General features: G+C 60.2%; 22 protein-coding genes. 18 read left to right on the top strand and 4 right to left on the bottom strand.

Annotated elements, in window-relative coordinates; all coding sequences use genetic code 11:
- Positions 1–117 precede the first annotated feature (117 nt).
- The 9 genes from NG895_RS22760 (at position 118) to NG895_RS22720 (ending at position 9,054) form a co-directional block, all read left to right on the top strand.
- A complete protein-coding gene (locus NG895_RS22760) occupies positions 118–906 on the top strand; it encodes a hypothetical protein (protein ID WP_252854842.1) in 789 nt (262 codons plus the stop codon).
- Between the two features lie 322 nt (positions 907–1,228).
- Positions 1,229–2,689 (top strand): aminomethyl-transferring glycine dehydrogenase subunit GcvPB, encoded by a 1,461-nt coding sequence (gene gcvPB / locus NG895_RS22755; protein WP_252854841.1) that lies wholly within the window; start codon positions 1,229–1,231, stop codon positions 2,687–2,689.
- A gap of 222 nt (positions 2,690–2,911) precedes the next feature.
- Complete coding sequence (locus NG895_RS22750) at positions 2,912–3,376, top strand: DUF6985 domain-containing protein (protein ID WP_252854840.1); 465 nt, start codon at positions 2,912–2,914, stop codon at positions 3,374–3,376.
- 187 nt (positions 3,377–3,563) lie between these two features.
- The gene (locus NG895_RS22745) at positions 3,564–4,370 is read left to right on the top strand and encodes a lipoate--protein ligase family protein (RefSeq protein ID WP_252854839.1); all 807 of its coding nucleotides are present in this window, start codon (positions 3,564–3,566) and stop codon (positions 4,368–4,370) included.
- A gap of 382 nt (positions 4,371–4,752) precedes the next feature.
- Positions 4,753–5,439 carry an FHA domain-containing protein gene (locus tag NG895_RS22740; protein ID WP_252854838.1) on the top strand — a complete coding sequence of 229 codons (687 nt, stop codon included), beginning with the start codon at positions 4,753–4,755 and terminating at the stop codon, positions 5,437–5,439.
- Between the two features lie 106 nt (positions 5,440–5,545).
- A complete protein-coding gene (locus tag NG895_RS22735; protein ID WP_252854837.1) occupies positions 5,546–5,812 on the top strand; it encodes a hypothetical protein in 267 nt (88 codons plus the stop codon).
- 150 nt (positions 5,813–5,962) lie between these two features.
- Positions 5,963–6,982, top strand: coding sequence for a hypothetical protein (locus NG895_RS22730; protein ID WP_252854836.1), 1,020 nt, complete (start codon positions 5,963–5,965; stop codon positions 6,980–6,982).
- A 320-nt stretch (positions 6,983–7,302) separates the two neighbouring features.
- Entirely contained in the window at positions 7,303–7,884 is a 582-nt protein-coding gene (locus tag NG895_RS22725; RefSeq protein WP_252854835.1) for a hypothetical protein, read from the top strand.
- Positions 7,885–8,310: 426 nt separating this feature from the next.
- A complete protein-coding gene (locus NG895_RS22720) occupies positions 8,311–9,054 on the top strand; it encodes a PEP-CTERM sorting domain-containing protein (protein WP_252854834.1) in 744 nt (247 codons plus the stop codon).
- 281 nt (positions 9,055–9,335) lie between these two features.
- Here NG895_RS22720 and NG895_RS22715 read toward each other — a convergent pair whose 3' ends face one another.
- Entirely contained in the window at positions 9,336–9,977 is a 642-nt protein-coding gene (locus NG895_RS22715; protein WP_252854833.1) for an imm11 family protein, read from the bottom strand.
- A gap of 554 nt (positions 9,978–10,531) precedes the next feature.
- Between NG895_RS22715 and NG895_RS22710 the strand changes: the two genes are divergently transcribed.
- Together NG895_RS22710 and NG895_RS22705 are read left to right on the top strand one after the other, a co-directional pair.
- Positions 10,532–11,272, top strand: coding sequence for an RNA polymerase sigma factor (locus NG895_RS22710; RefSeq protein ID WP_252854832.1), 741 nt, complete (start codon positions 10,532–10,534; stop codon positions 11,270–11,272).
- A complete protein-coding gene (locus NG895_RS22705; protein ID WP_252854831.1) occupies positions 11,226–11,879 on the top strand; it encodes an anti-sigma factor family protein in 654 nt (217 codons plus the stop codon). The genes NG895_RS22710 and NG895_RS22705 overlap by 47 nt, the downstream gene beginning before the upstream one ends.
- A 42-nt stretch (positions 11,880–11,921) precedes the next feature.
- On the opposite strand, the gene NG895_RS22700 is transcribed toward NG895_RS22705, so the two are convergent.
- Positions 11,922–12,449 carry a hypothetical protein gene (locus NG895_RS22700; RefSeq protein ID WP_341871476.1) on the bottom strand — a complete coding sequence of 176 codons (528 nt, stop codon included), beginning with the start codon at positions 12,447–12,449 and terminating at the stop codon, positions 11,922–11,924.
- Positions 12,450–12,824: 375 nt separating this feature from the next.
- Between NG895_RS22700 and NG895_RS22695 the strand changes: the two genes are divergently transcribed.
- The gene (locus NG895_RS22695) at positions 12,825–13,562 is read left to right on the top strand and encodes a tetratricopeptide repeat protein (protein WP_252854830.1); all 738 of its coding nucleotides are present in this window, start codon (positions 12,825–12,827) and stop codon (positions 13,560–13,562) included.
- Here the strand turns inward: NG895_RS22695 and NG895_RS22690 are convergent.
- Positions 13,559–14,839 (bottom strand): glycosyltransferase, encoded by a 1,281-nt coding sequence (locus NG895_RS22690; protein WP_252854829.1) that lies wholly within the window; start codon positions 14,837–14,839, stop codon positions 13,559–13,561. The two genes, NG895_RS22695 and NG895_RS22690, sit on opposite strands and share 4 nt — an antisense overlap.
- Before the next feature lie 128 nt (positions 14,840–14,967).
- On the opposite strand from NG895_RS22690, the gene NG895_RS22685 reads away from it, so the two are divergent.
- Together NG895_RS22685 and NG895_RS22680 are read left to right on the top strand one after the other, a co-directional pair.
- Positions 14,968–15,774 (top strand): hypothetical protein, encoded by an 807-nt coding sequence (locus NG895_RS22685; protein ID WP_252854828.1) that lies wholly within the window; start codon positions 14,968–14,970, stop codon positions 15,772–15,774.
- A gap of 103 nt (positions 15,775–15,877) precedes the next feature.
- Positions 15,878–16,618, top strand: coding sequence for a TSUP family transporter (locus tag NG895_RS22680; RefSeq protein WP_252854827.1), 741 nt, complete (start codon positions 15,878–15,880; stop codon positions 16,616–16,618).
- A gap of 37 nt (positions 16,619–16,655) precedes the next feature.
- Here the strand turns inward: NG895_RS22680 and NG895_RS22675 are convergent, their stop codons facing one another.
- Complete coding sequence (locus NG895_RS22675; protein ID WP_252854826.1) at positions 16,656–18,431, bottom strand: DUF885 domain-containing protein; 1,776 nt, start codon at positions 18,429–18,431, stop codon at positions 16,656–16,658.
- A gap of 160 nt (positions 18,432–18,591) precedes the next feature.
- Between NG895_RS22675 and NG895_RS22670 the strand changes: the two genes are divergently transcribed.
- The 4 genes from NG895_RS22670 to NG895_RS30675 all read left to right on the top strand — a co-directional run bounded on the left by NG895_RS22670 (position 18,592) and on the right by NG895_RS30675 (position 23,670).
- Positions 18,592–19,749, top strand: a complete 1,158-nt coding sequence (locus NG895_RS22670) for a c-type cytochrome domain-containing protein (RefSeq protein ID WP_252854825.1) — start codon at positions 18,592–18,594, stop codon at positions 19,747–19,749.
- 18 nt (positions 19,750–19,767) lie between these two features.
- Positions 19,768–20,919 carry a glycosyltransferase gene (locus NG895_RS22665; protein WP_252854824.1) on the top strand — a complete coding sequence of 384 codons (1,152 nt, stop codon included), beginning with the start codon at positions 19,768–19,770 and terminating at the stop codon, positions 20,917–20,919.
- Positions 20,920–20,981: 62 nt separating this feature from the next.
- Positions 20,982–21,716: a deoxyribonuclease V gene (gene nfi, locus NG895_RS22660; protein WP_252854823.1), complete on the top strand. Its 735-nt coding sequence runs from the start codon at positions 20,982–20,984 to the stop codon at positions 21,714–21,716.
- 274 nt (positions 21,717–21,990) lie between these two features.
- On the top strand, positions 21,991–23,670 hold the full coding sequence (locus tag NG895_RS30675; RefSeq protein WP_252854822.1) for a right-handed parallel beta-helix repeat-containing protein: 1,680 nt from the start codon (positions 21,991–21,993) through the stop codon (positions 23,668–23,670).
- Positions 23,671–23,886 lie beyond the last annotated feature (216 nt).

Raw genomic sequence — 23,886 nt, 5'->3', positions numbered from 1 at the left:
ACAAGAGCTGATATCGCTCGCAACCGGCCATCTGAGCGATAAAGAAATAAAAGGGCTCGACACATCGGTCAGGCAGAGTGCTAAATGAGAAAACGCCTACCTTTCAGAGGATACTCTATGGCCCCCGGAGCCCTCGCTCTGCTTGCAATCACCTTTGGTGGCGCACCGGTAGTCCCAAGCAACGTGATGGCGACTGAGCCCGCTAATCATTCGACATTATATCATTCAGTCTCTGTAGAGGTTAATGGTGAGAAAAGGGAGTCGCAGAGCCGTGTTTTGTTCAGCGGACCTTACGCTTTCTCCGTTCCTCCTAAGAACGTGAATGGTGATCAAGACAACTATCTACCCGTTGTTTTCAATCTCGACAAGAAGTGTTGGTACGACTTCAATGAGCGAAAGTGGGTGAGTAAATCCGATTGGAAAAGAGCTGAGCGACTCATTATAGAGAGATTCGAAAAGGCACTTGAAGCTGCTTCAAGCGAGGAAGAGAAGCAATTCATTCGTGAAGGTCTTACCCCGGAATTCAAGATCACCGCAAGCAACTCCACTCTCACTGTGGAGGGGAAGTTCGTTAGCTACGACATCGTTGCAATGCCAAACATATCGGAGGAGGATCGGTCGAGGTTCTACAAATACGATCGACTCAATGCGATACACAAGGCAATGCAACTTCAGAGACTTCCTGCGGGCACACAGCTGAAGCTTGACGAACTGCTGCATAAACGGAATATCATGCCCAAGAGCATATCGATGACTATGAATCTCCCTGCCACGGAACTGTTGAATACTCCTCCGATGAAATTGTCTTTTACTAGTAGCTTTACACTGCGGAAACCAACCACAGAGGAGACGGAGACTACATCAAAGTACCTTGAAGCCCTCCCGCCCTTTGACGAAGAAAAGTAAACATAATACCCGCTGCCGACCACTAGGGTATCCACCAGCCGGAGCATAACCGAGACCGCAACTAGCCCGCCGTTTGACATCGAGAACAGACCCACCACAGAGGACACAGAGACGCACAGAGAAGAACCGAGGAACACTAATCTACGCTAATCCTCACTAATTTTGTTATTAGCGAAGATTAGTGTTCGAAAAACTCCGTGACCTCTGTGCACTCCGTGGTTAACAACAAAACCAAACCAACCTAACTCCGGGCGCTGCATCTCCAGGACGTGGCGTTCCGGCTCGCCACTAGAACCTCCTTGGCGGTTCAACCAAAAAGAACATGAAGAATACTCGCGACACCAAACTGATTTTCGATCTCTCTCGCCCTGGTTGCCGGGGAGCGGTACTGCCGGATTGCGATGTGCCGAGTGCAGAGCCTTCGTCGCTGCTGCCCGCCAGTATGCTGGCCGACGCCCCGCCGGCGATGCCCGAGGTGACCGAGCCGCAGGTGGTGCGTCACTTCGTGAACCTGTCGCAGCTCAACATGAGCGTCGACACGCACTTCTACCCGCTGGGCAGTTGCACGATGAAGTACAACCCCAAGCGAAACGAGCGGGCGGCCGCCATGCCCGGCTTTGCCGAGGTGCACCCCTACCAGCCCGAAGAGACCAAGCAGGGCATGCTCGAGATGCTGTATGAGATGCAGGAGATCTTGAAGGAGATCTCGGGCCTCGAGGCTTGCAGCCTGCAACCGGCGGCCGGTGCGCATGGCGAGCTCGCCGCACTGTTGGTGGCCGCGGCCTACTTCAAGGACATTGGCGAAGAGCGGAAGAAGGTGCTAGTGCCCGACAACGCCCACGGCACCAACCCGGCCAGCGCCGCGATGGCGGGTTTCGAGGCCGTGACCGTGAAGACCAACATCGACGGCGGCGTCGACATGGAGGACTTCCACGCCAAGCTCGACGACACGATTGCCGTGTTCATGATCACCAACCCCAACACGGTGGGCATCTTCGAGTCGAACATGCAGAAGCTGGCCGACGAAGTGCACGCCCGCGGCGGTTTGATCTACCTGGACGGGGCAAACATGAACGCCATCCTCGGCATCACCCGCCCCGGCGACTTCGGCGCCGACATGCAGCACTACAACCCCCACAAGACCTTCAGCGGCCCCCACGGCGGTGGCGGCCCCGGCGCCGGACCGATCTGCGTCACGGGCAAGCTGGCCCCCTACCTGCCCGGCCCCGTGGTGGAGAAGGAATCGACTGGTTCTGACGAAGCGTACTTCAAGCTCGTTAATCCCGAGAAGTCGATCGGCAAGGTTCGCGCGTTCTTCGGCAACACGGGCGTACTGCTGCGGGCTTACGCTTACATTCGCACGCACGGGCCGCAGGGTCTGCGAGAGGTGAGCGAAAACGCGGTGCTGAACGCCAACTACCTGCTGGCCAAGGTAAAGCACTTCCTGCCAGTGCCGCAGGGCGAGCGGTGCATGCACGAGTTCGTGGCCACGGTCTCCAAGCTCAAGGCCGAGAAAGGCATCACGGCGATGGACATCGCCAAGCGGCTATTGGACTACGGCTTCCACGCCCCCACGGTCTACTTCCCGCTGACGGTGAAGGAAGCGTTCATGATCGAGCCGACGGAAACCGAGAGCAAGGACACGCTCGACGCGTTTGCCGAAACCTTGTTCCGCATCACCGAAGAAGATCCGGATCTCCTGCACGACGCCCCCCACACCACGAGCATCAGCCGCCCCAACGAAGTAGCGGCCGCGCGGAATCCGTGCTTGGCTTGTATGTAGGGGTGTCACGCGGAGACGCGGAGACGGCAGAGAGGAATGGGGCGCGGATTTGGCAGGATTGTCGCGGATTTGAACGTGAGAGATGGTATTCCTGACGATGAAGCCGAGGTGGTTTTGGCATCGGCGACCGGTAGTGGCTAGAAACTGGCGAAACGCCATAGAGCACTGACGATTGTCGCAGCGCACAGAGGTCCTCCTATGTGTCATCAGCCCCCTTCTAGAGTGAGATTTCCTTGGCTCAACGTCGAAGTAAAAGTAGTTGATGACTTCACGGAGCCCACTGGTGAAGAGCATTTAGCTCTAGCGAATATGGAACGGTGGTCCGATTCGCTCCGTACTAGAATAGAACGCGCTTGTTTTGCAGACTATCTGGACAAGGTGGATGCGATTGCAGCAACGCCTCCTACAGTCCCAGTCATCAAACGCCCTGAGCATATTTGGCGACATGTCGAAGTCGAGTCAGTGCGTGCTCAAGGCCCCGAACTGGTTGTAGTTTATGCCGTCCCCGAATGGGATATCGAGGAGCAGCACGAGTGGTGTATCCATGGAACTGACGACCTCATCTATGTCGGCCAAGTGCTGTGCTATTATCCAAATGGCTACTACGGAATTGAAGATTTCACGAATTCAGCTCGCGACTACGATGAGATAATCGAGAAGCTCGAACACTTGCCGCAAGAATGGTGAGACACATAGTCTAGTCGCGTCTGTTGTGCATTTCCCATAAATCGGCTGCCTTCTTAAATGGACTGGCCAAAGCTGCCTCAGCGTGAAACTCCCGCGCTACCCGCGAACATCCTGCCCAACCCGCGTCCATCCGCGTTCCTATATTCCTCCCTCCGCCGTCTCCGCGTCTCTACGTGACATCCATCCCATGACCGAGTGCCAACTCATCGTCGACCCGCCGCAGCCGGGCTCGTGGAATATGGCGGTCGACGAGTGGCTGCTCAATCGGGCCGCGGACGAGGGCGTCATGACGCTGCGGCTGTACCAGTGGCGCGGGGCCACGCTGTCGCTTGGTTACTTCCAGGCGTACGAAGATCGCCAGTCGCACGCCACGAGCCTCGACTGCCCTGTGGTTCGCCGCGCCTCGGGTGGCGGGGCGCTGGTGCACGACCGCGAGCTGACCTACAGCCTGGCGGTTCCTCCAGGTCACGCGCTTGCGAAGAGTACCCAGCAGCTTTACGACGCTGCGCACACCTCGCTGATTGCCGTACTCACACAGATTGTCCAACCCGTAGGGGCGGAATTCACGCGATGCCGGGAAACCGACGCGCGTGGAAATGGGGAACCCTTTCTCTGTTTCTTACGTAGAGCTAAGGGCGACGTGATCTACACGTCCGACCCCAAATCAACCACATCGAAGGCCAACCCGCTGGTGGCCGATGGTAGCTTCAAGATCTGCGGCAGCGCCCAACGCAAGCATCGCGGTGCGGTGCTACAACACGGCGGCGTGCTGCTTGCCCAGTCGCCGCAGGCGCCAGAGCTACCAGGTGTGGCTGAGCTAACCGGCCAAGGAATAAACGCCCAGCAGTTGGGCGAACTTTGGACTAGCTCGGTCGCCGACCAGCTTGGCCTCGAATTGACCAAGGCCCTGCCCTTTTCCGTTGGCGAACGAAAAGCCATTAGGGCCGTGGAAACGGACAAGTTTGGCAACGATTCGTGGACTCGTCGCCGATAGGCGCGGCGTTTGCTCCTAAGTCGTCTGGCGCAAAAGAGTTGTTCACTTGCGCGATGGGAAGTAGTCCCGCCTTTCGGTTATCCGGAAAGTTCCCGAATTCGCTCCAAAAATGGCGATTTTGGGGCAGGCCTGCTTTACTGATTCCAACTAAGATTTAAAGTATAGGCCAGCTTGGCGGTAAACCTTTATATCAAATCCTAATCTCCATCATACTGCCGAGCCGACCATGCCGATAAAGGTGCAAGGACGACTTTCCTGGTCGCCACTTTTCCAATTCGGGCCGCGATGAACCACCTGTTACTGTAGATCTGTGCTCACCCCCCATTCGGACTATTCATGTAGTCATTTCATTTCCTGAGTGCAGATGAGGCAGGAGTAGGCAATGAAGTTAGTAGTATTGGCAGGAGCCAAGCAGGGCACGGAAATACCGCTGAAGCGAAGCAAGTTCGTCATCGGCCGGGCGAGCGACTGTACGCTCCGCACCGGCAGCGAGGCCATCAGCCGTCACCATTGCGCAATCTTGCGCGGCGACGCAGGCCTCACCATACGTGACTTGGGAAGCCGAAATGGTACCTACGTGAACGGCGAAAAGATTGCCGCGGAGGTCAAGCTCAAAGGTGGCGACATGGTTCGTGTCGGCACGCTGGAGTTCCGCGTCGACCTGGGCCAGGACCTCAAGAGCCAGAAAAAGCCCAAGGTCGCCAATGTCGGCGAAGCGGTTTCACGCTCTACTGGCACCGGGAACGAGCCGGGCGAGTTCGAAGACGACATCAGCCGCTGGCTGTTGGGTCCCGATCCCTCGGACGAGTCGGCCGCCAGTCGTGAGACGCGTTCGTTCCGCATGGACGAAACGCAGACCATGCCCGAGATCGCTCCGGTGAATGTCCCGGCCCCCGAGCTAACGGAGGAAAACGCCGACGTGCTCGAAGAAGAGCCCGACGCGAAAGACCCCAAGGGCAAGGGCAGCAAGAAGTCGTTTGGCAAGCTTCCTCCCATCCCCTCCAAGATGGCCAAGGACAGCCGCGAAGCGGCAGCTGACATTCTTCGCGAGATGACCCGGCGTCGTTAGATGTCCCTGGATGTACGGGGTAGCCACAGGCGAAAGGCGGCCTAGAATACCTGCACGCGCCAAGCGTGGGTATTTTTGCCGCCCTTTCCTCCCTTGCTTCATTGCCATGTCTGACAAGAACCGACCTGCGAAGTCACGATCTTCCCAAGGCCAGGCGCCCGTTTTGCTGGGCCTGGCGTTCGATGCCGAGGATGGCCACAAGCGTCTGACGCGGGCCAAGGACTTTGTGCTCGCCGGCGGTTCGGAAGAGACACACGGCATGATGCGCGAAACGGTGATTCGCGTCACCGAGAAACTCGACAATCGCGGCAAGTCGCTGCGTAACGTGTCGCCGGAAGAACTGCGCGATACATTCGAAGACGTCCTCTCTTAAGCCGGCGTTCCAAAAGCCCAACGTCAAGCTATCGCCCCCTGCCCGCCGCTCACTGGCACACCGTTTGCTTCCTCGTATCAGGCACTGGCGGAAATCACTGGTTCGTACCAGCACCGCCTGACATAACCTGGAACACGAGGAAACAGTGCCATGCGATATCTCCCTCAATTTGGTGTATTGGCAACGACCAGTGCGCTGCTGTTGCTACCACCCTCGGCCAGCGCCCAGCAGGGCGACTTGGAAGAAGGATTCGGCATTCGCAACAACGGTTCTCCCACGGCACGCGCTCAAGCTCGCCGGCAGGAGGAACTTACGCCCCGTACTTCGTCGGACGGCACGGCCCGAGACGAAGATGGAACGCCAACACCGTGGTTTTTGGACGATTCGGTGCAGAACGAACTTGGCATCGAGGATCCCGAACTAGGCCCGCTTTACGACGACTACAGCGCGGTATGGCAACGCCATAAGGAGCGTCAAGCGAAGCTCGATGCGGCCAAGTCCGATGAAGAAAAGGCACTCGAGCAGCGTAGCAAATTGGCGCGGGAGTATCGCGATGCCTATCGGCGTGACGTCGACGCATTGACGCAGCAACACTTCAACCAGCAACAGCGCCAGCGTTACGACCAACTGCAGCGTCAGTACATGGGGATCAACGCCTTTAGCAACCCCGATTACGTGGAGTACTTCGGTTTCAACTCCGGGCAGCGTGCGCAGATTGCGCAATTGCAGGATCGCTACAATCGCCGCCTGGCTGAGTTGCGGAACTACTCGGGCGACCCCGCCGAGCGGATGCGCCAGTTTCGCCAGTTACGCCAGCAAACAGCCTCCGACCTGGACGGCATCGTCAACGACGAACAGCGTCAGATGATGTCGGAGATGAATGGCAGCCCATTTTCGTTCTCCGACCAGAGCTTCTTTGGTACGGCCAGCGACCTCGACTCGCAGGGGCGCAATCCCGCCTACCAGAACCGACGTGGTACACCGCGAGGCGTGAACCCCGGCTCGGGTATCGGACGTCCCCAGAATCCAGCCTCCGGAAGCGGAATTGGCGTTCCCCAGCCTAACGGTCCGGGTGCCGGCTCCACTCCTCAAGGTAGTGGTGGACCTGGTGGGACAGCCGGCGACCTGGGTGGTGGTTCCACCCCCGGTTCGAGTGGCTCGGGCAACTAGCACGAGTCGCATCTGCGTGTAGCGTTACTCCCCGAGTGCTCGGCAAAAATTCCGAGTAGTCGACGCTACCTCCGCGCCTATACCTAACTAGAAAAACAGCGTCCCACATGCCGCGCGAGCGGTATCAGGCAGCCTGGACGGGTGGATTCCGCACCAGCCCCCGTTCCAGGCTGTCGTTTTTTCTAGGGTAGGTTGTACGAAGTCGAGCCAAGGTGGCCGCCAAACCCTCAGCCGCCCCCCCCACCCCGACGACAACTTCCAGTAACATTGGGCAACGGGAAGCATCGGTTCGAGAACTCCACAGGAAGTACCGTTTTGCCATGCGTGTGTCGCTGAAGACTGCCGGAGCCCTCACTGCCGCGCTCTGTATCTCGTTGTGGTTGATTGGTTCCGCGTCGCTGATCGCCCAATGGCTGGCACCGGCACTGTTGATCCTGGCCATGCTCCTTGCGATCTGCTTTGCTGCTGGAGGAAACGCTCGCAGTCGGAGCTTTACCCTGGCATTTCTGGGGGTCATTCTCACGCTATGGCTTACCGACTGGTCAAAGGCCCCTCTTCCGGAATGGCGCATCGCCTTCGAACGCTATACTTACTACCCTCTTCGATCGCAAATTCATTCGGCCGACGGACTGACCTACTATAGGCGAGACTACCGCGGCGGCGATCGGATTGTGGAGCGAACAGCGGATGGCCGACCCATCTTCCACACAATGCAAGAGGCTAAGGAAGCGGGAATTAATGTCGACGCCGTTCCGCGCGTCCCCACTAGCGCTGAGTTTCGCGTGGTCTTCTACAGCACACTGTATTTATGGTTAGGAGTCCTGGCAGGATTCCTTGCCTTGGCCATTCACCGCCGCGTCCATCGCACCGCCAGCGACGTTGAGCCAGTGAATGCGGACTAACGGTATCGGGTCCGCACCACATGATGGTCGCACCACGGAGACGCCGATCTGGCTGCACCCGGCGAAGCAAGCAGCTTACTTTTCGCGGGGCATTGATGACATCGCGAGATGTTAGTCTCCTTTGCTGCCGATAGGATTTGACGCCCTCAGCAACTTCTCAGAGGGGGCAGTCTTCCCTTGGCTGGTAGCGGTATCTAGCCAAAATTTTCTCTTTCTAGAGATTTTTGGCGTCGCAAACACCGTTCCCAGATTGAATAATGACGGGTGGAATTGGCTTTTCACACAGGTGGTGTCTGTCCGTACGTAGGTCAGCGCCCTGGGGTCAGCGCCCTGGGGACACCGCCCTGGAGGCGTTTCCGTGCCGCAGATGGCGGCAGAACGCCGCGCTAGCGAGAGTATCTCTTTTCTTCTCGGAGACTGAATCTAATGAAAACGACGAGTTACGCTCTTACCCTTCTCCTCGTTGGCGGCGTGATCGCTTTCGCCAACCCGGCCGCCGCCGAGGTGATCGGCGCCGATCAATTCAACGAACCCGATGGCACTGCTCTGGGTGGCCGCATGGCCGACGTCGGTGGCACCTGGTCCAGCAATGGCCAGATCAACAGCGGTGCTTTCGATACCGCCCAGTTCGGCGGCGCCCACGATGGCAGCTTTGTCGACTTCACCCGCGCGCTGGGGCCGGGCGAAATACTGACGATGACATTCACGACGCTGGATACCGGCGGCACCATGTTCAGCGATGGCGTCAGCGGCAACAGCTACGCGGGCATCTCGCTGTATGTGGGCGGCGACGAGAAGTTCTTCGTCGGCGATCCCGCCGGCGGCAACGACATTCCGGGCACCGGTTGGGGGCTCGACGGCTTCGCCGGGGGCAGTGGCTTCGTGGTCTCCTCCATCGGAGCCGAAGCGGTTACCGGCACGTTCACTTACGCTTACGATACGGGCAACGCTTCGCTGACCGTGAGCGACGGAACGAGTTCGGATACGATTCTTCGCACCTACGATCCGAACGTCGCGGTGAACCGACTTCGCATCCAGGCCGGCGATGGAACGGCCGAAATCAACGTCAGCTCGTTCGAAGTCTCGGCAGCCGTCCCCGAACCAAGTACCCTCTGCATCGCTGCAGTGGCGTTAGTGGGACTGGGCATCGCCAGCCGCCGCTCGGCCTAACGACCAGCAACTAGCATCTCTACACCCACTTCTCGACACTTAATGAGCCCGCCTGCCACATGTGGCAAGCGGGCTCGTTGTATGTGTGGAGTGGGCGAGGCGAGCAACAAGCGGAGGCTACTTATCTGTGTGCGACCCGTCCGGTACTAAATTGCCCGGGAATTGAAAACCGGATTGTCAGGCGGCGGCCATGGATGTTTGTGGCGGCTGACCCGGCATCACTCAACCACGCGACCTGAGATATTCCGCCGATTGCTTCACTATGATTCCGTTGTCGTGAATTAGAGTGAATGGTCGTATGTTTTTGGCTCGAAATAATCGTCTTGATGTATGAAATGGAAATTTGTCAACTGGAAGTCTCGAACCGTCTCCACGAATCGTGAAGTGACCAAGGTAACGCCATATAGTCCGCTGGGGTGAAAGGCGTCTTGACCTTCCCAACTGCTTTCATCAACGCGAATTCGTCGAACTCGTTTCCGATTTGCGGCACGGCACTTTCCACAGCCATCCATCTTCTCAATTTCTAAGCCAGAGGCTGATTCGTCCAAGCGGGTAATGACATCTGGAATTCGAACGACTTGATACTCCATCAGCTCGCCTTTACGCGTGTCGGTCTTTACCGGATCCGTGACAAACTCAACTCCTTTCAAAACTCGTTGCTGCCAAGCCTCGCGAAATTGCTTGCTGACCAGAATGGTAAGACCGTCGGTGCACAAATCTCCGAGCTTGGTGGTAGTGAGTTTGATACGGAACGGCGGTAGCCAAACCAAGTAACCAATACGTACACCGCAGTGCGGACACGAGGGAAAATTCTTACTGAGCTTTCTGCGTCCCGTGGAGTCTCGACTAAGTGTCTTGAACTCTGCATAACCGGTTCTCGCCGCCCGTGTATAGTCGAGGTAGTCCCATACGTAAAATTCCACCAGATACCCCTTGTTAGAATCCACGATTAACGCCGGGTATTCTAAACACGAACTGTCCAAAAATCGTCGTTGAATCCGCGGGCCGGTTTGGTCCAATGGAGTTGGGGACCGCTATCCCCACAACCAGCGAGCGGGGGCCGTCAGGCCCGTGGTCGTGTTAGTAGGTTAGTAGGTTAGTAAGTGAGTGGGTGAAGAAGTGAATCGCGAAGGGGGGGGGTTTTGGTCCAACTCGGCGCCCCAAAACACATGCGGGGAACAATATGCTGGGTTTTGTCGCACCCCCCGAACGGTTAAGTCGAGAAAAACAGGGGTTTCACCACTCGGGAGGGGCAAAACGGCATGGGGTTTTGGGCCCATAGATGTAAATGCCGGAAGTTGGCCCAAAACCCAAGAGACTTCAGCAGCCGGACCGCCACGCGGTCCGTGAGATCCCACCGTCTGGCGACGGTGGCTACAGCTTGCGGGGTTATGCGAGTGGAAGCCGGCGAAAAATGCCCCCGATTTCCCTGTGGCCCGCCCTCGCGCGGACTGGTCTAATAGGACTTGCCCCGGGGATGGCTCAGGTTCTTACCAAGATCCTGAAACCCTGGCCGAACAGCCTGGGTATCTTTTTACGACCACACTGCGATTGGTACAGCAACTTGTCCGACACCGATACACGACCGAGCCGAGACGACGAGGTTGACCGGGCGCTCGCCCTACGAGCTCGCGGTGGCGATCAGTCGGCCGTGCGCCGATTGGTCGAACGCCACCAGGCGATGGTGCTGCGGTTGTGCGAACGGATGCTGGGCAACCGGCACGACGCCGAAGATGTGGTCCAGGAGAGTTTTGTAAGGGCGCTGCGAAGCCTGGCAAAATGGGATAGCACTCGGGCGTTGCGTCCCTGGCTGCTGGCGATTGCGGCCAACCGTTGCCGAACGGCCCTGACGAAGCGCAAGCCGTTGCCGTGCGACCAGCAGGTGTTGGCCGATGAATTGCCCGCCCGACGGGATGGATCTCAGCGATTGAAACAACTGACGGAAGAAGTGGAGTTGGCACTGGCGGATTTGCGACCCGAGTACCGCCAGGCGTTTGAGCTGTTTCACTACGAACAGCTCGCGTATGCGGAGATTGCCGAGGTGTTATCGGTGCCCGTGGGAACGGTGAAAACATGGATTCATCGCGCCCGCCAGGAAACCGCCACCCGACTGATCCGTCGCGGCGTGGTCGAGAAAGTTGAAGCAAGAGCCGAGCGTAGTGAGAACCAACATGAATTGCCTGCAATTCCAAGAGCGGCTGCAAGCCTTACTGGATAACCGCCAAGACATCGCCGACGACCAGGCCATTCGTCAGCACATGGCCGCGTGTCCCGACTGCGAAGCACTAGCTACTGCGTACACCGCAGTGACGCGGGTACCGCTACGAATTGTCGCCGGACAACCGCTGGCCGGACTGGCCGATCGCGTGACGGCCGAACTCAACCAGTCCGTCGCCCACACTGCTCCGGCAGCCCACTCGCGTTACGTTCGCTGGGCGCAGTGGGCCGTAGCCGTGGCGGCGTGCCTGCTGCTAACGGTAGGCCTGATCCGTCAAAACGATCAAGCGTCCCCTGCCCTGTCTCAACCGGGTGCGGAGCAAGTCACAGGCGAAATGCCCAGCACCCCCATCGGCATGCCAGCAGCCAATATGCCGGGCAGCGAGATGTTCTACCGCACGGGCCAGGGACTGGCTTCGTTTTCGCTCGGCGGCATGCAGTCGCAAGGCAGCCAAACGGCCGAGGCCGAAGCCTCCAGCGACAGCCAATTGTTCCGCCGCGCGCTCGACACGCTACGGATCCTGTGGCCCGGCGAAGGCGATGGCAGCCCATCCACGCAGGGCGAGACAGGCTATCTCCCACCCCCCACCTATGCGATGGTGAGCTGAGACAAACCTGTCGGACGCCTGCTGCATGCTGTCGGTTGGCCTTTAGACCAACTCGGCTTCCAGCTCTTCTTCCATGACTTCTTCGCTCGCCGAGTCGTCGTACGATTCCACGGCGTCGTCCGCCTGGCGGGCAGCCAGTTCGGCGGAACTGAGTTGCACGTAACCCAACCCGCGGATCACTTCCAGCACTTCGCTGCAGGTGGGGAACATGCGGCCGCTGGTACGCTTGTACTCGTCCATGGCGTTCATGAATTCCACTTCCTGGTCGCTGTAGTCGCGTTCGCAGGTGGTGGGATCGATCTGGCGGCGACGGTTCACCTTCTTGCGACGCTCGAGCTTCGGCTCGGCTGCGGCCACTTCTTCTTTCCGGCGATCCTTCCGGCGTCGATCGATGGTGACTTCCTCGTCGCCGACCTTCTTGTTAGCGGCTTTCTTCGTGGCGGCCTTCTTCTTGGTCGCTCGCTTCTTGGTGGTCTTGCTAGCAGAGCCGCTGGAAGCCCGCTTGGGGGTGGCCTTCTTGGTAGCCTTTTTGGTGTTCTTCGCTTGGCTGGTGGTCTTACGCGTAGGCACGACGGAGGTCTCCTGTCGAAGCGGGAAACGGTGCGGGTCTTCAGCCTGCCGATGGCTGGGGGACTCGCTGGAGGGGACAGCAACTTCCGTGTGAAAGTGAAGATCGGAAAGCTAGCACCGAAAAATATACCTCCTAGGGAAGAACTGCGATTTGAGCAAAATTGCCCGATTTTCCGCCTGCGCCGGTCAAGGCAAGCCGCGACGGCTGGAAGGACCTGTCAGGTTCGCCTTGCGTCGGTTTGGGGCGCCTGCTACGGTTCTGCCGCCGAGAAACCGGCAACCGCGGGATTCGTGTACGGATGCACGCCCCGCCAGTCGTCCGCCCCGCCAAGGCGGTCGGCCGAAAGCTCGTCCCCGAAGTGCGAGGCCCTCGACGTGTACGCCCAACCTCAGCGATGGATCGCTTCCGCCGCCGCTCTGCTGATGCTCTCGGTCCTGGCCGGCTGCAACAACCTCAATAGCCAGGCCCTCAACTCCGAGGGCGTGCGGTTGTATCAGCAAGGCAACTACCAGCAGGCTTCAGTGCGGTTTCAGGAGGCGATTGCCAACGATCCGGCGTCGGCCAACGGCTACTACAACCTGGCCGCTTCGCTGCACAAAGCGGGCACCATGTACAACCGCCCCAACGATCTGCAGCAAGCCGAAGTGCTGTACAACCAGTGCCTGGAACGCGATCCCAACCACGCCGAGTGCTACCGTGGACTGGCTGTGCTGCTGAGCGAGACCAACCGCCAGGAGGAAGCGTTCCGCCTGCTCTCGGCCTGGATTCAGCAGAGCCCCGACCAACCGGCCGCCCGCATCGAACTGGCCCGACTGTATGAAGAGACCAGCCGCCCCGAAGACGCCAAAGCCACCCTGGTCGAGGCGCTGAACATCGATCCCAACAACGCCCGCGCGCTCACGGCACTCGGCCGACTGCGCGATCAATCGGGCGACCACTCCCAAGCCCTGGCCAACTACAACCGTTCGCTGGAAATCAATCGCTTCCAGCCCGACGTCGCGGCGCGGGTCGCCACGCTCAACGCGGCCGGCAGCCCTGCCGTACCGGCCGTGACCACCAGTAACTCGGGCACCCGCTTGGGCGCCAACTGGCAGCCTTCGGTGAAGTACTAGCCCTCCGGGGCGAGGCTCATGGCATTGAGTCTCATTTGTCCCACACCCTCCAGCAGGTCGCACGCGCGGTCTAGCCCATTGGTCTGGCAACGCCGGGCGTGCTCGCGGCAACTCTCCGCCACCGCTGGCGAGTCGATCAGCCGCTCGATCGCTTGCGCCACGCGCGGCGCGGTAAACCGCTGCCCGACCACCTGCTCGGCCACCCCCAGGCGACGCAACCGCGCGACGTTGTCGTACTGGTCGAACGCCATGGGCCGCACCAGTTGAGGCACCCCAGCCGCCAGGCCCTGCGAACAGGAACCGATGCCACCGTGATGGACAAAGGCCGCGCAGCTCGGCAGCAGTCGCGAAAGAGGGACAAACTCCACATGCTTCACGCCGGGTGGCAGGTCGTTCGGCACCTGGCCCGCAAATTTGGTTAGCAGCAACCCGCGCCGGTCGAGTCGCTGGCAGACCTCGACGGCCACCCGAAAGAAATCGGCAGCCTGGGTGTTAGCCGTGCCGGGTGTGAACACCAGCGGCGGCTGGCCCTCGGCGACGAATGCTTGCACGTCGCCAGGCAGGGCCGTCGTATCGCCTGCGTCCCAGAGCGGAAATCCGACCGCCTCGACCGGACGCGGCCAATCGGGCTGCACCGGACCAAACCATTCGGGAAACAAGCAGACGTTCGTATCGGCCGCGAACCACCAGTCGGGGAACAAACGCCGGACCGGGGGCAAATCGAGCTCGCGCCGCCAACTGTTGAGTGGCTTGGCGAGCGACGGGTCGATCACCAGGCGATTGCCGAACCAGAAGAAGATGTCGTTCCACCACCGCGGCCAATCGGGTCCCACCGGCACGGCCCCCAGTTTCGGTGGTTCGTGGCGGCTCCAGATCGCTTGGGGCGCAAATGTCACCGTGGCCACCCGCGCCCCGGTTCGCTCGCGGAACACCCGGCTGGCGGCGTCCAGCGTGTGGGCGGCCACCACGGTCTCGCCGGGCGTGTATAGCTCTTCGAGCAGCGCGTACAGCGGCCGCATCAGGTTCACGACCGCTTCGCGAAACAGGTACGGAACGCTCTTGGTGGGATGCCAGATATGCGGATATTCGATCAGCCGCAGGTAGTCGTCGGTCGATAGCACGCTGGCCAAATCGAGCCCCGCGGCCTCGACCACGGGGGCAAAGTACGGGTTCGTCACGATGGTAACGCGATGCCCCCGCTCGGCGAGCCGCTTGCCCACCCCCACCATCGGATGGACGTCGCCGTAGCTGCCGATGGCCGTTACAATAAAGTGCATCACTGCCCAACAGGAAGAGAGAAACCGCAGATTGCCAAACGTAAGAGGGGCTAGCCACCTCGGGCGTAAGTATACTCGGATAATTCACGCGCGCGACTGCCCCCTGCCCTACCCACTTGCTTCGCCCCATGCCTCCCCTGGACGACGAATTCGATCGCGAGACGTTCTACCGTGGTGAAGACCCGGATGCCGCGGAAGAGGACGACTACGAACTTATGCCGCCGGACGAGGAAATCGTCGCCGGTGAGAAACGCCGCGCCGCCGAAGCGCTCGATCACGCGTCCAAAGCGGTGAACATCGACGACCTGTATCGCGAACAGGAGGGAATTGCCGACGACATTGAATCGTATGTGAAGGACATGCGATTTCAATTTGGTGTCAAACACCTGCTGTGGGCCATGACGGCGCTGGCGGTGATGTTCGTGATCGGAAAGTACATCATCGGTGGTTTTGCAGCGCCGCTGGTGGTGGTCACTTTTCTCGGATTGGCCGGCGCCTACGGCTGGTTCACCTGGCAGGAGCAGCAACGCCTGCAGGAGTGGGACAGGAAGCGGAACGAGATGCTTCGCCGCCACCAGGAACGCAATAAGGACCAGGGTATCTCGAATTTCGACCGCGCTGACCAGCACAAATCGAAGACCACTGCCACGCGCAACTCGTTGCTGGACGACGACACCCTGATATTCTCCTCGCCACCTCACTTGGCGTTCACCACGCAGGATTTGCTGTTGCTGGTCACCATGACCTGCCTGGTGCTGGTCGCCATGCTGCAATTCGGCATGCCTGGCGGCACCCTGGTGTTAGGACTCATCCTGGGTGCGGCCACGCTCGCCTCGGCGACGCTGCCCAACCCGCCCCGCGTGCTCGCCACCGGCTCCTGGCTGTTGCTCGCGTTCTATGTCGCAATGAGTTTTCTCACAGTCCTGATTGGCTAGCCGAACGGCGTCTCGGTTGCCGGTCCCCGGTTTGACCAACTCCGGGCGGCGAAGGACAATAGCTGATTCTCCCCCAACCGTCCCGCCTGCTGTAGACCTTTCCGTGGAACTTTTTGGCGTCCCCGTTGTTTACCTGCTCGTTGGTATTGCAGCCACCACGGTGGGGGCGATTGTGCAGGGGTCGGTGGGATTCGGATTGGCGGTTGTCTCGGCCCCCATCCTGCTGATGGTCGCGCCCCAGTTCGTACCCGGCTCGCTGATGCTGTCGGCCACGGTGCTGACGTTGATGATGTTCTTCCGCGAACGCCACGCCGTGGTGAAGCGCGAGGTTTTCATCTCGGCCACGGCCCGCCTGGTAACCACCATCCCTACAGCGTACGTCGTGAGCATCATCGATCAGCGGCTGTTCAGCATCCTGTTCGCCGTGGTTATCCTGGTCGCCGTCTCGATCAGCCTTAGCGGAGTCGCATTGCCGTTCACAACCTCCAACCTGGTGCTGGCAAGCTGCGTGTCGGGTATCTCGAACACTGTTTCGGCGGTGGGAGGTCCGCCGATGGCGCTGGTGTACCAGACGCAACATGGCGCACACATTCGCTCTACTCTCTCCGCGATATTTGCAATCGGCTCGACACTGTCGATGATCTGCCTGGCAGTGGTCGGCGAGTTTACCTTCCACGACATCCTGCTGGGACTAATGCTGATGCCCGGCATATTCCTGGGGTTCGCTATCTCCCGCTACACGGTGCGACTGATCGACCAGCACACGACTCGCCCCGCTGTGCTGGCCATCGCGGGATTGTCGGCCGTGGTAATCCTGGTGCGGGCTCTAATGGCGACGGGATAAGTGTCCAATCTTCGTATCGAACGCGGCCATACAAGTCTCACTCGCTACCAGCTTTCACACTCGCTACCCACGCCCGCACGTTTTCCTCCAGCACGTCGAGCGGCACGGCACCGCTGCTGAGCACCACGGCGTGAAACTCGCGGATGTCGAACTTCTCGGCCAACTCGGCCTCGGCCAGGGCTCGCAATTCACGGATTCGCAGTTCGCCAATCTTGTACGCCACGGCCTGGCCCGGCCAACCGATGTAGCGGTCGACCTCCGAACGGATATCGAGCATCGACAGTGCGGTGTTCTCGGCCATGTAATCGATGGCCTGCTGCCGCGACCAGCCGAGGTAGTGCATTCCTGGATCAACCACCAGCCGGCACGCCCGCCAGATTTCCATCGACAGTCGGCCGAAATCGCTGTAGGGATCCTCGTAGAAACCAACCTCCAGGCCAAGCCGCTCCGAGTAGAGCGCCCAACCTTCGACGAACACGTTGAAGCCGGCGAACTTGCGGAACTCGGGCAGGTCTTCCAGTTCGTATTGCAGCGCAATCTGCAGGTGATGCCCCGGCACCGATTCGTGAAACGACAACGCTTCGAGCATGTACAACGGACGGCTGGGCAAGTCGTAGGTGTTCAGGCAGTAGTAGCCGGCCCGCGTGCCATCGCCAGCCGGTGGTTGGTAGTAGGCGGCCGTGGTCTTGGGTGCAATGTAATCGGGGATCGGCCGCAAACCGTAGGACGTCCGCGGCAGCAAACGGAACAACTCGGGCAGCTTCCCGTCCATGCGTTTGCAGATCAGCGCCGTGTGCTGCTGTAGCGCTTCGGGCGTTTTAGCGTAGAACTTCGGATCGGTCCGCAAGTGCTCGACGAATTCCTGGAAGTCGCCCTCGAAGCCAACTCGCTTGATGATCTCATCCATCTCGCCCCGAATCCGCTTCACCTCATCCAAACCGCGGCGGTGGATCGCCTCGGGGGTGATGTCGTCCAGCGTGGTGTGCTTCACCGCCCGGAACCGGTAGAAGTCGGCCCCATCGGGTAGCGCCCTGGCGGCGATGGTGTCGCGGCAATTGGGCAGGTACTCTGTGCGCATGAATTGCCCCAACCGCTGATACGCTGGCACAACGCTTTCGGAAATGGCAGCCCGGGCGGCTTGTTGCAGCCGCTCGTGTTCGCTGGTTGGCACCGTGGCGGGAATCTGCTTCAGCGGTTCGTACATTAAGCTCCGCTCAGGATCACTCACCACGTGGGCGTCCACCGAGTCGAGGCTTCCTTCCATAATTATCGAGGGCATCGTATAGCCCTGCCGCACCCCTTCGCGCATCAAGGTGATGTGCTCGTCGGCGTAGCGGCCGAAGTCATTTAGGCGGGCGATGTAATTTTCGAAGTCCTCGGTGGTAACCAGCGGCACTTCTCGACGGATCTCGGGAAAGCTGATATGAAAACCCGAACGATTGTTGATCGGCATCAAGTACGTCTTGAAACGGTCTTCGGCCAGGTCCGACTCCAGCTCTCGCTTCATCACCGCGTAGTGAATGCGATCGTCGCCCTCCAATTGATCGCGGTCGATGGCTTCGAGTTGCTCGAGAAATTCCGCGGTCTTGGCGGTTCGCCGCTCGATGTCTTGCGGCGTCAGCGAATCAAGCCGGTCGTTCGCGCGGTGGTCGCCCACCCGGGTGGCCATCAGGGGCGACTCCGCCAGTCGATATTCCCAGTTCTCGTCGATTAGCCGGTGCAGCTTGTCCGACTCCGATTCGGCCAGCACCACCGAGGCGGGCAAAACCAGCAGCATCGAGGCCATTCCAAGGAGCCAATAGAAAGCATTCATCGAGCAACATCTCCAGGCGAAAATAGGCAACACATTCAGGCGACTTGCCATCTTATCAGGTGCCGCTGGCGGCGACATCCGGCACTGCTGGAGTCTCGGGCGGCGCGTGGTTAGACTGTAGGGGCATTGTCCTGCCCCACCTGCATCCGGAGTTCTTCCCATGCGATCCTTTCCCAGGCTGTTTGCGTCGCTTCTGTTCGTTGGATTTACCCCCGTCGCCATGGCGGAAACGTCGGTCGATTTTGCGAAAGACGTAGCGCCCATTTTCGAGGCCCATTGCTACAGTTGTCACGGCGAATCGAAAGGTCTGGGCGGTCTGAAACTGCACACGGCCGAGGAAATCGAAGCCGCGGCCGAGAAGAAGGGCGACCTGCTGATTGCCGGCAAGCCCGACGAGAGCGAACTGTACGAGCGGCTGGTGCTGCCTGAGGACGATCGCAAGCGGATGCCCAAGGGCGCCGATCCGCTGGCCGAAAAGGACATCGAAACCATCAAGCAGTGGATCGCCGGCGGAGCCGAGTTTGCCACGGCCGAAGCTCCTGCCGCCGAGGCGATGGATGAGAAGCCGGCCGAAGCCGCCCCACTGCCCGAACGCCCGGAACTCGAGCCCGCTTCGCCCGACGCCATCGCCGCCGCCGAGGAAACCGGCGCCCTGGTAATTCCGCTCTATTCCGGCAGCAACGAACTCCGCGTCAGCTTCCCCTCGTCGCGCGACCAGGTGACCGACGAAACCGTGGCCAAGCTAGTACCGCTGGCTGGGCAGGTAGTAGAGCTCGACCTGTCGGGCACCAAGATCACCGACGCGGTGGCCGAATCGCTTAAGGAGTTCAAGTATCTCGACACGCTACACCTGGAGAAAACAGAAGTGGGCGATGCCGCAGTCTCGGCACTGGCGGATATGACCTATCTGAACTACCTGAACCTGCATAGCACCAAGGCGACCGATGCCTCGCTCGAGGCCCTGAAATCGGCCCCCAGCTTGCGAAAGCTCTACGTCTGGCAGACGGCCGCCAGCTACGACGCCGCCAAGGCACTCGAGAAGGCCACGCCCGGCCTGGCAGTGAACCTCGGCTGGGATCATCCCGGCGTGGTGCGCGAACGGCTGACCAAGGAGCTCACTCGCGTGGAAGAGCAGCAGGCCGAGGCCACCAAGACCGTCGAAGAAGCCAAGAAGATGCTCGAAACGGCCGAAGCCGACCAGAAGTCGGCCAGCGACCGGGCGGCAGAAATCAAAAAACAGCTCGAAGAGCTCGACAAACCCGCAGCTAAGAAAGAGGAAGCGCCGGCCGACAAACCCGCCGAAGGCGAGACGGCCTGAGTTCGCAAGAAGCACGCCTTGTCCGATACCGCTCCTAAACCGCCCCGGGTGCTACACTACCTCGACGCCGTGCGCGAGGAAGCGGGAGGTGTCGTGCGATGTGTGATCGATCTGTGTGGCGTACTGGCCGAGCAAGGCTGCGAAGTGACGCTCGCCACGCTCGATGCGAAGGATGTTCCCGCCCACTGGCGAGAGAAATCCAATGCGCCACGCGTGGTCGAATTGCCTGCCGAGCGGTGGACGGCCGAATTGCGCCAGGCGGCCGAGCAGGTCGATGTCCTGCATCTGCATACGCCTTGGGATCGCCGCAACACGGGAATCGCCAAAACGGCAAACTCGCTCGCCAAGCCGTACATTGTCAGCGTGCACGGCATGCTCGACGATTGGTGCATGGATCACAAGGGACTCAAGAAACGCGTTTACTTGTGGCTCGCCGGCAGGAGGATGCTCGAAGGGGCGTACCGTGTGCACTGCACCGCCGAGGGCGAGGCCCAACAGGCGGGCAAGTGGTATCCCCGCGCTCAGTCGGCGGTCTTGCCTCTGGTGGTCGACATGCCGAACCCCGACACGCTGCCAGGTCCGCAGCTTGCCACCGAGACCTTTCCAGCCCTGGCCACGGACGACGCCAAGCTGCTATTCCTCAGCCGGCTGCATCCCAAAAAGGGAGTCGACCTACTGCTTCGTGCCGCCAAGCTGCTGGTCGATCGCGGCACCTCCTATCAACTGTTCGTCGCGGGGCCAGGCGAGCCGGCTTACGTCACGCAGCTCGAATCGCTGGCTGCCGAGCTCGGTATTGCCGACTTCACGCACTTCATTGGCATGGTGCAGGGCGATACCAAGCTGTCGTTGTACCAGGCGTGTGACCTGTTCGTGCTGCCCACGCACCAGGAGAATTTTGGCCTCGTGCTGCCCGAGTCGCTGGCGTGCGGCACGCCCGTTGTCACCACGCGGGGCGTCGACATCTGGCCCGAAATCGAAGCGGCCGGCAGCACCATCACAGACAACCAGCCCGAATCGCTCGCCAACGAACTCGAACGGTTGCTGGCCGACCGGGCGGCACTCGCCGAGCGAGGTTTACAGGGCCGCCAGTACATCCAGCAGTGGCTCGATCCTACGCGAGTGTCCGAAGGTTACATCGACCTGTATCGCCAGGCAGTGCAGAACAAATAGCGTTGCCGTCCCCTCTCCCGGGTCCTCACTGGCAGTGAGGACCCGAGAGAGAGAACGCCACCATGAAACCCAAAGCCAACCATCGTTGGGACCTCACACCGCGTGAAGCACGTCAGCTGCAGGAAACGCTGCGGCCGCAACTGGTGCTGAAGCCACCGCGCCAGCACCCGCAGCTGGTGGCGGGCGTCGACGTCAGCGTGACCGGTCCCCGCTGGCGCGAGGCCACTTCCAAGGCCGCGGTCGTCGTGTTCGATTACGCGACGCTCGAACCGCTCGAGGTCGTAACCGCGTCGATGCCCTCGCCGTTCCCCTACGTGCCTGGGCTGCTCTCGTTTCGCGAGATTCCGGTTCTGCTCACCGCCTTCCAGCAGCTCACCCGCGAGGTGGATCTTGTGATGGTCGACGGGCACGGCTATGTCCATCCACGCCGGCTAGGCATTGCCGCGCATCTGGGGCTGGTGCTCGATGTACCCACCATCGGCTGCGCAAAGACTCACTTCTTTGGCCAATGGGACGAACCGGCCGAGGCCGCTGGCAGCTACACCGAAATCGTCGACCCCAGTACCAAGCCGCCCGAAGTACTCGGCGCCGTGCTCCGCACCCGCGAGTCGGTGAAATCGATGTTCATTTCGCCCGGCCATCGCATGAACCTGTCCACGGCACTCGAGCACGTCATGTGGTGCAGCACTGGTTATCGCCTGCCCGAACCAACGCGCCGTGCCCACCAATGTGCTGCCGGCAAAACCTTGGAGGAACTGCACACCGATTGGCAGCGGGCAACGGCCCATCACAAGTGACTGCCGACTAGCGGCGATCGGCGCGTGGCAGGCAAAGTTGCTGACAAGGTATCTAGAGCAACAAGTCCGACTCCGCCCTGGGCGTGTAAACGATCGACTGCGCGGTGATCCCCATGTTACCTTGGTGCTCATGGGCGCCTTCAGTCAATCGTCAACGACTCCCGAATGATGAGGCATTAAAATGGCTCGGCTTGTGAAATTCGTCGCGTGCTTGCTCCTCCTCTCTCTGTTGGCCAATGGGCCTGTGTGCCGTGCTGAATCAAAGATTCTAATGGTGTCGGAACCATCCGAAGCCGCCCTACGGACTGTACTGGAAAACGTGAGGCAACGGCGCACCCAAGGCGAAACTCAACGCCTGGCTGTCCGGCTGCTGCCCGGCACCTATCACCTGTCGGATACGTTGCGGCTCGACTCGACAATCGTAGGCGAGGGACTTGCCCTGCACGCCGCGGATGGAACGCAAGTGGTGTTCAGCGGAGCGCAGTCACTCGATCCGCCGACGCGCGACGAACAAGGCAACTGGCGATATCCGTTACCTGACGGATGGAAAGAGCACGGAGTTCCTCGCGCCATGCTGGTCGAGCAAACACTAACCACGGCCGCCCGCCATCCCAACGAAGGCTACATGCGTATCGAGCAAGCCCTGCCCGACCGCCGGAGCGGATTCGCTTACCAACCGGACGATCTGCCTGAAACGCTGCCGCTCGACGGCCACGTGTGTGACCTGGTGCTGCTGCATGACTGGTCCACGAGCAGGCTGCCGGTGGCCTCGATCGACCGCAGTACGTCGGTGCTCAGGACGCTCGGGCCGATTGGATCGAGCGCACCCCACTATGCCATCGACCATTTCGAGCGACAGCCCCGGTACTTCCTCGAAGGCCACCCCGCATTTGCCGATCAACCGGGCGAGTGGTACATCGACCTCGCCACGGAAAAACTGGTAGTCATCGGCCAGGCGGATGCCGCTGGCCCGCCCAGTGTCGCGCTGCCAATGCTCGAGCAACTGTTCGTCGCCACTGGCGACGACGACCAGCCAATCGCTAACCTGGTGCTGCACAACATCACTTTTACAGGCACCCGCTTCCCGATGCCGCCCGGTGGACTGGCCTGCAGCCAGGCCACTGCTTATGAGGCGAGGGATGCCTCTGGCAAGTTGCAGGAAAACGGACGACAGATGCTTTCCGCTGCCGTGCACTTGTCGCGGGCCAAGGACAGTGTCCTTCGCGAGTGTAAATTCCATTCCCTAGGCAACACGGCACTCTGGATCGGGAGCCGGACACGAGATTGCCGCGTCGAGAACTGCCATATCGACCACGTCGGTGGCAACGGAATTAACCTGGGCGAAGACTCCGCCCGCCGCGTCGAAGGCCGAGCCTGGTACGACGCAGCCCCCAACGAAGTTCCCACAGGCAACGTGGTGACGGGGAGCAAGATCAGCCATTGCGGCCAAATACTTCTCGGCGCCGTGGGCATCTGGGGAGGCTTCCAGCAAGAGCTCCAGATCGTCGACAACGAGGTGTACGACTGCCCGTACACCGGCGTGTCGCTCGGCTGGATGTGGAATCCCTCGCCGACGCCAGCAGGCAACAACCGCATCGCCGACAACCACATCCACCACGCGATGCAGATTTTAAACGACGGCGGCGGCATCTACACGCTGGGCAATCAACCCAACAGTGTGATCGAAGGAAACACAATCACTGACATTCCGATCAACGTCGGATCGGCGGAGTCCAATGGCATGTTCCTCGACGAGGGAACCACGGGTTGGACCGTGCGCGATAACACGTTCCAGCGTATCGCCCGCTCGCCGCTGCGTTTCCATCGCGCCGGCCAAAACACCGTGACCGGCAACCACTGGCAGCTCGCCTCGCCCGATACGCCTGCGGTACGATTCAACAACACGCCCGAGGCCAATATCACGATCACGAATAATGTGGTGATCGAAGACTGAAGCGATGTAATACCTATCCTTCGGCTGCGTGGCCGAAGGTATCTTTCTCCACCAGGTCACTGCTCCCGCAATTCAATTGTGGATGCAGAGCTGCCAGATCATGCCTCTCGAGACAGATTCGCCAACTGGTGCGACTAAAACCAGTGGCCACCTGCGACTCGCCGCATCGTTCATCTGTGCCGCTGCCCTGGAACGCCACTCCGTCGGGTCAAAAAT

The sequence above is a fragment of the Aeoliella straminimaris genome, assembly GCF_024054565.1.
GTDB classification, from domain to species: domain Bacteria; phylum Planctomycetota; class Planctomycetia; order Pirellulales; family Lacipirellulaceae; genus Aeoliella; species Aeoliella straminimaris.
The sequence above is the reverse complement of the archived record's forward strand: the minus strand, read 5'-3'. Positions and strand labels throughout refer to the sequence as shown.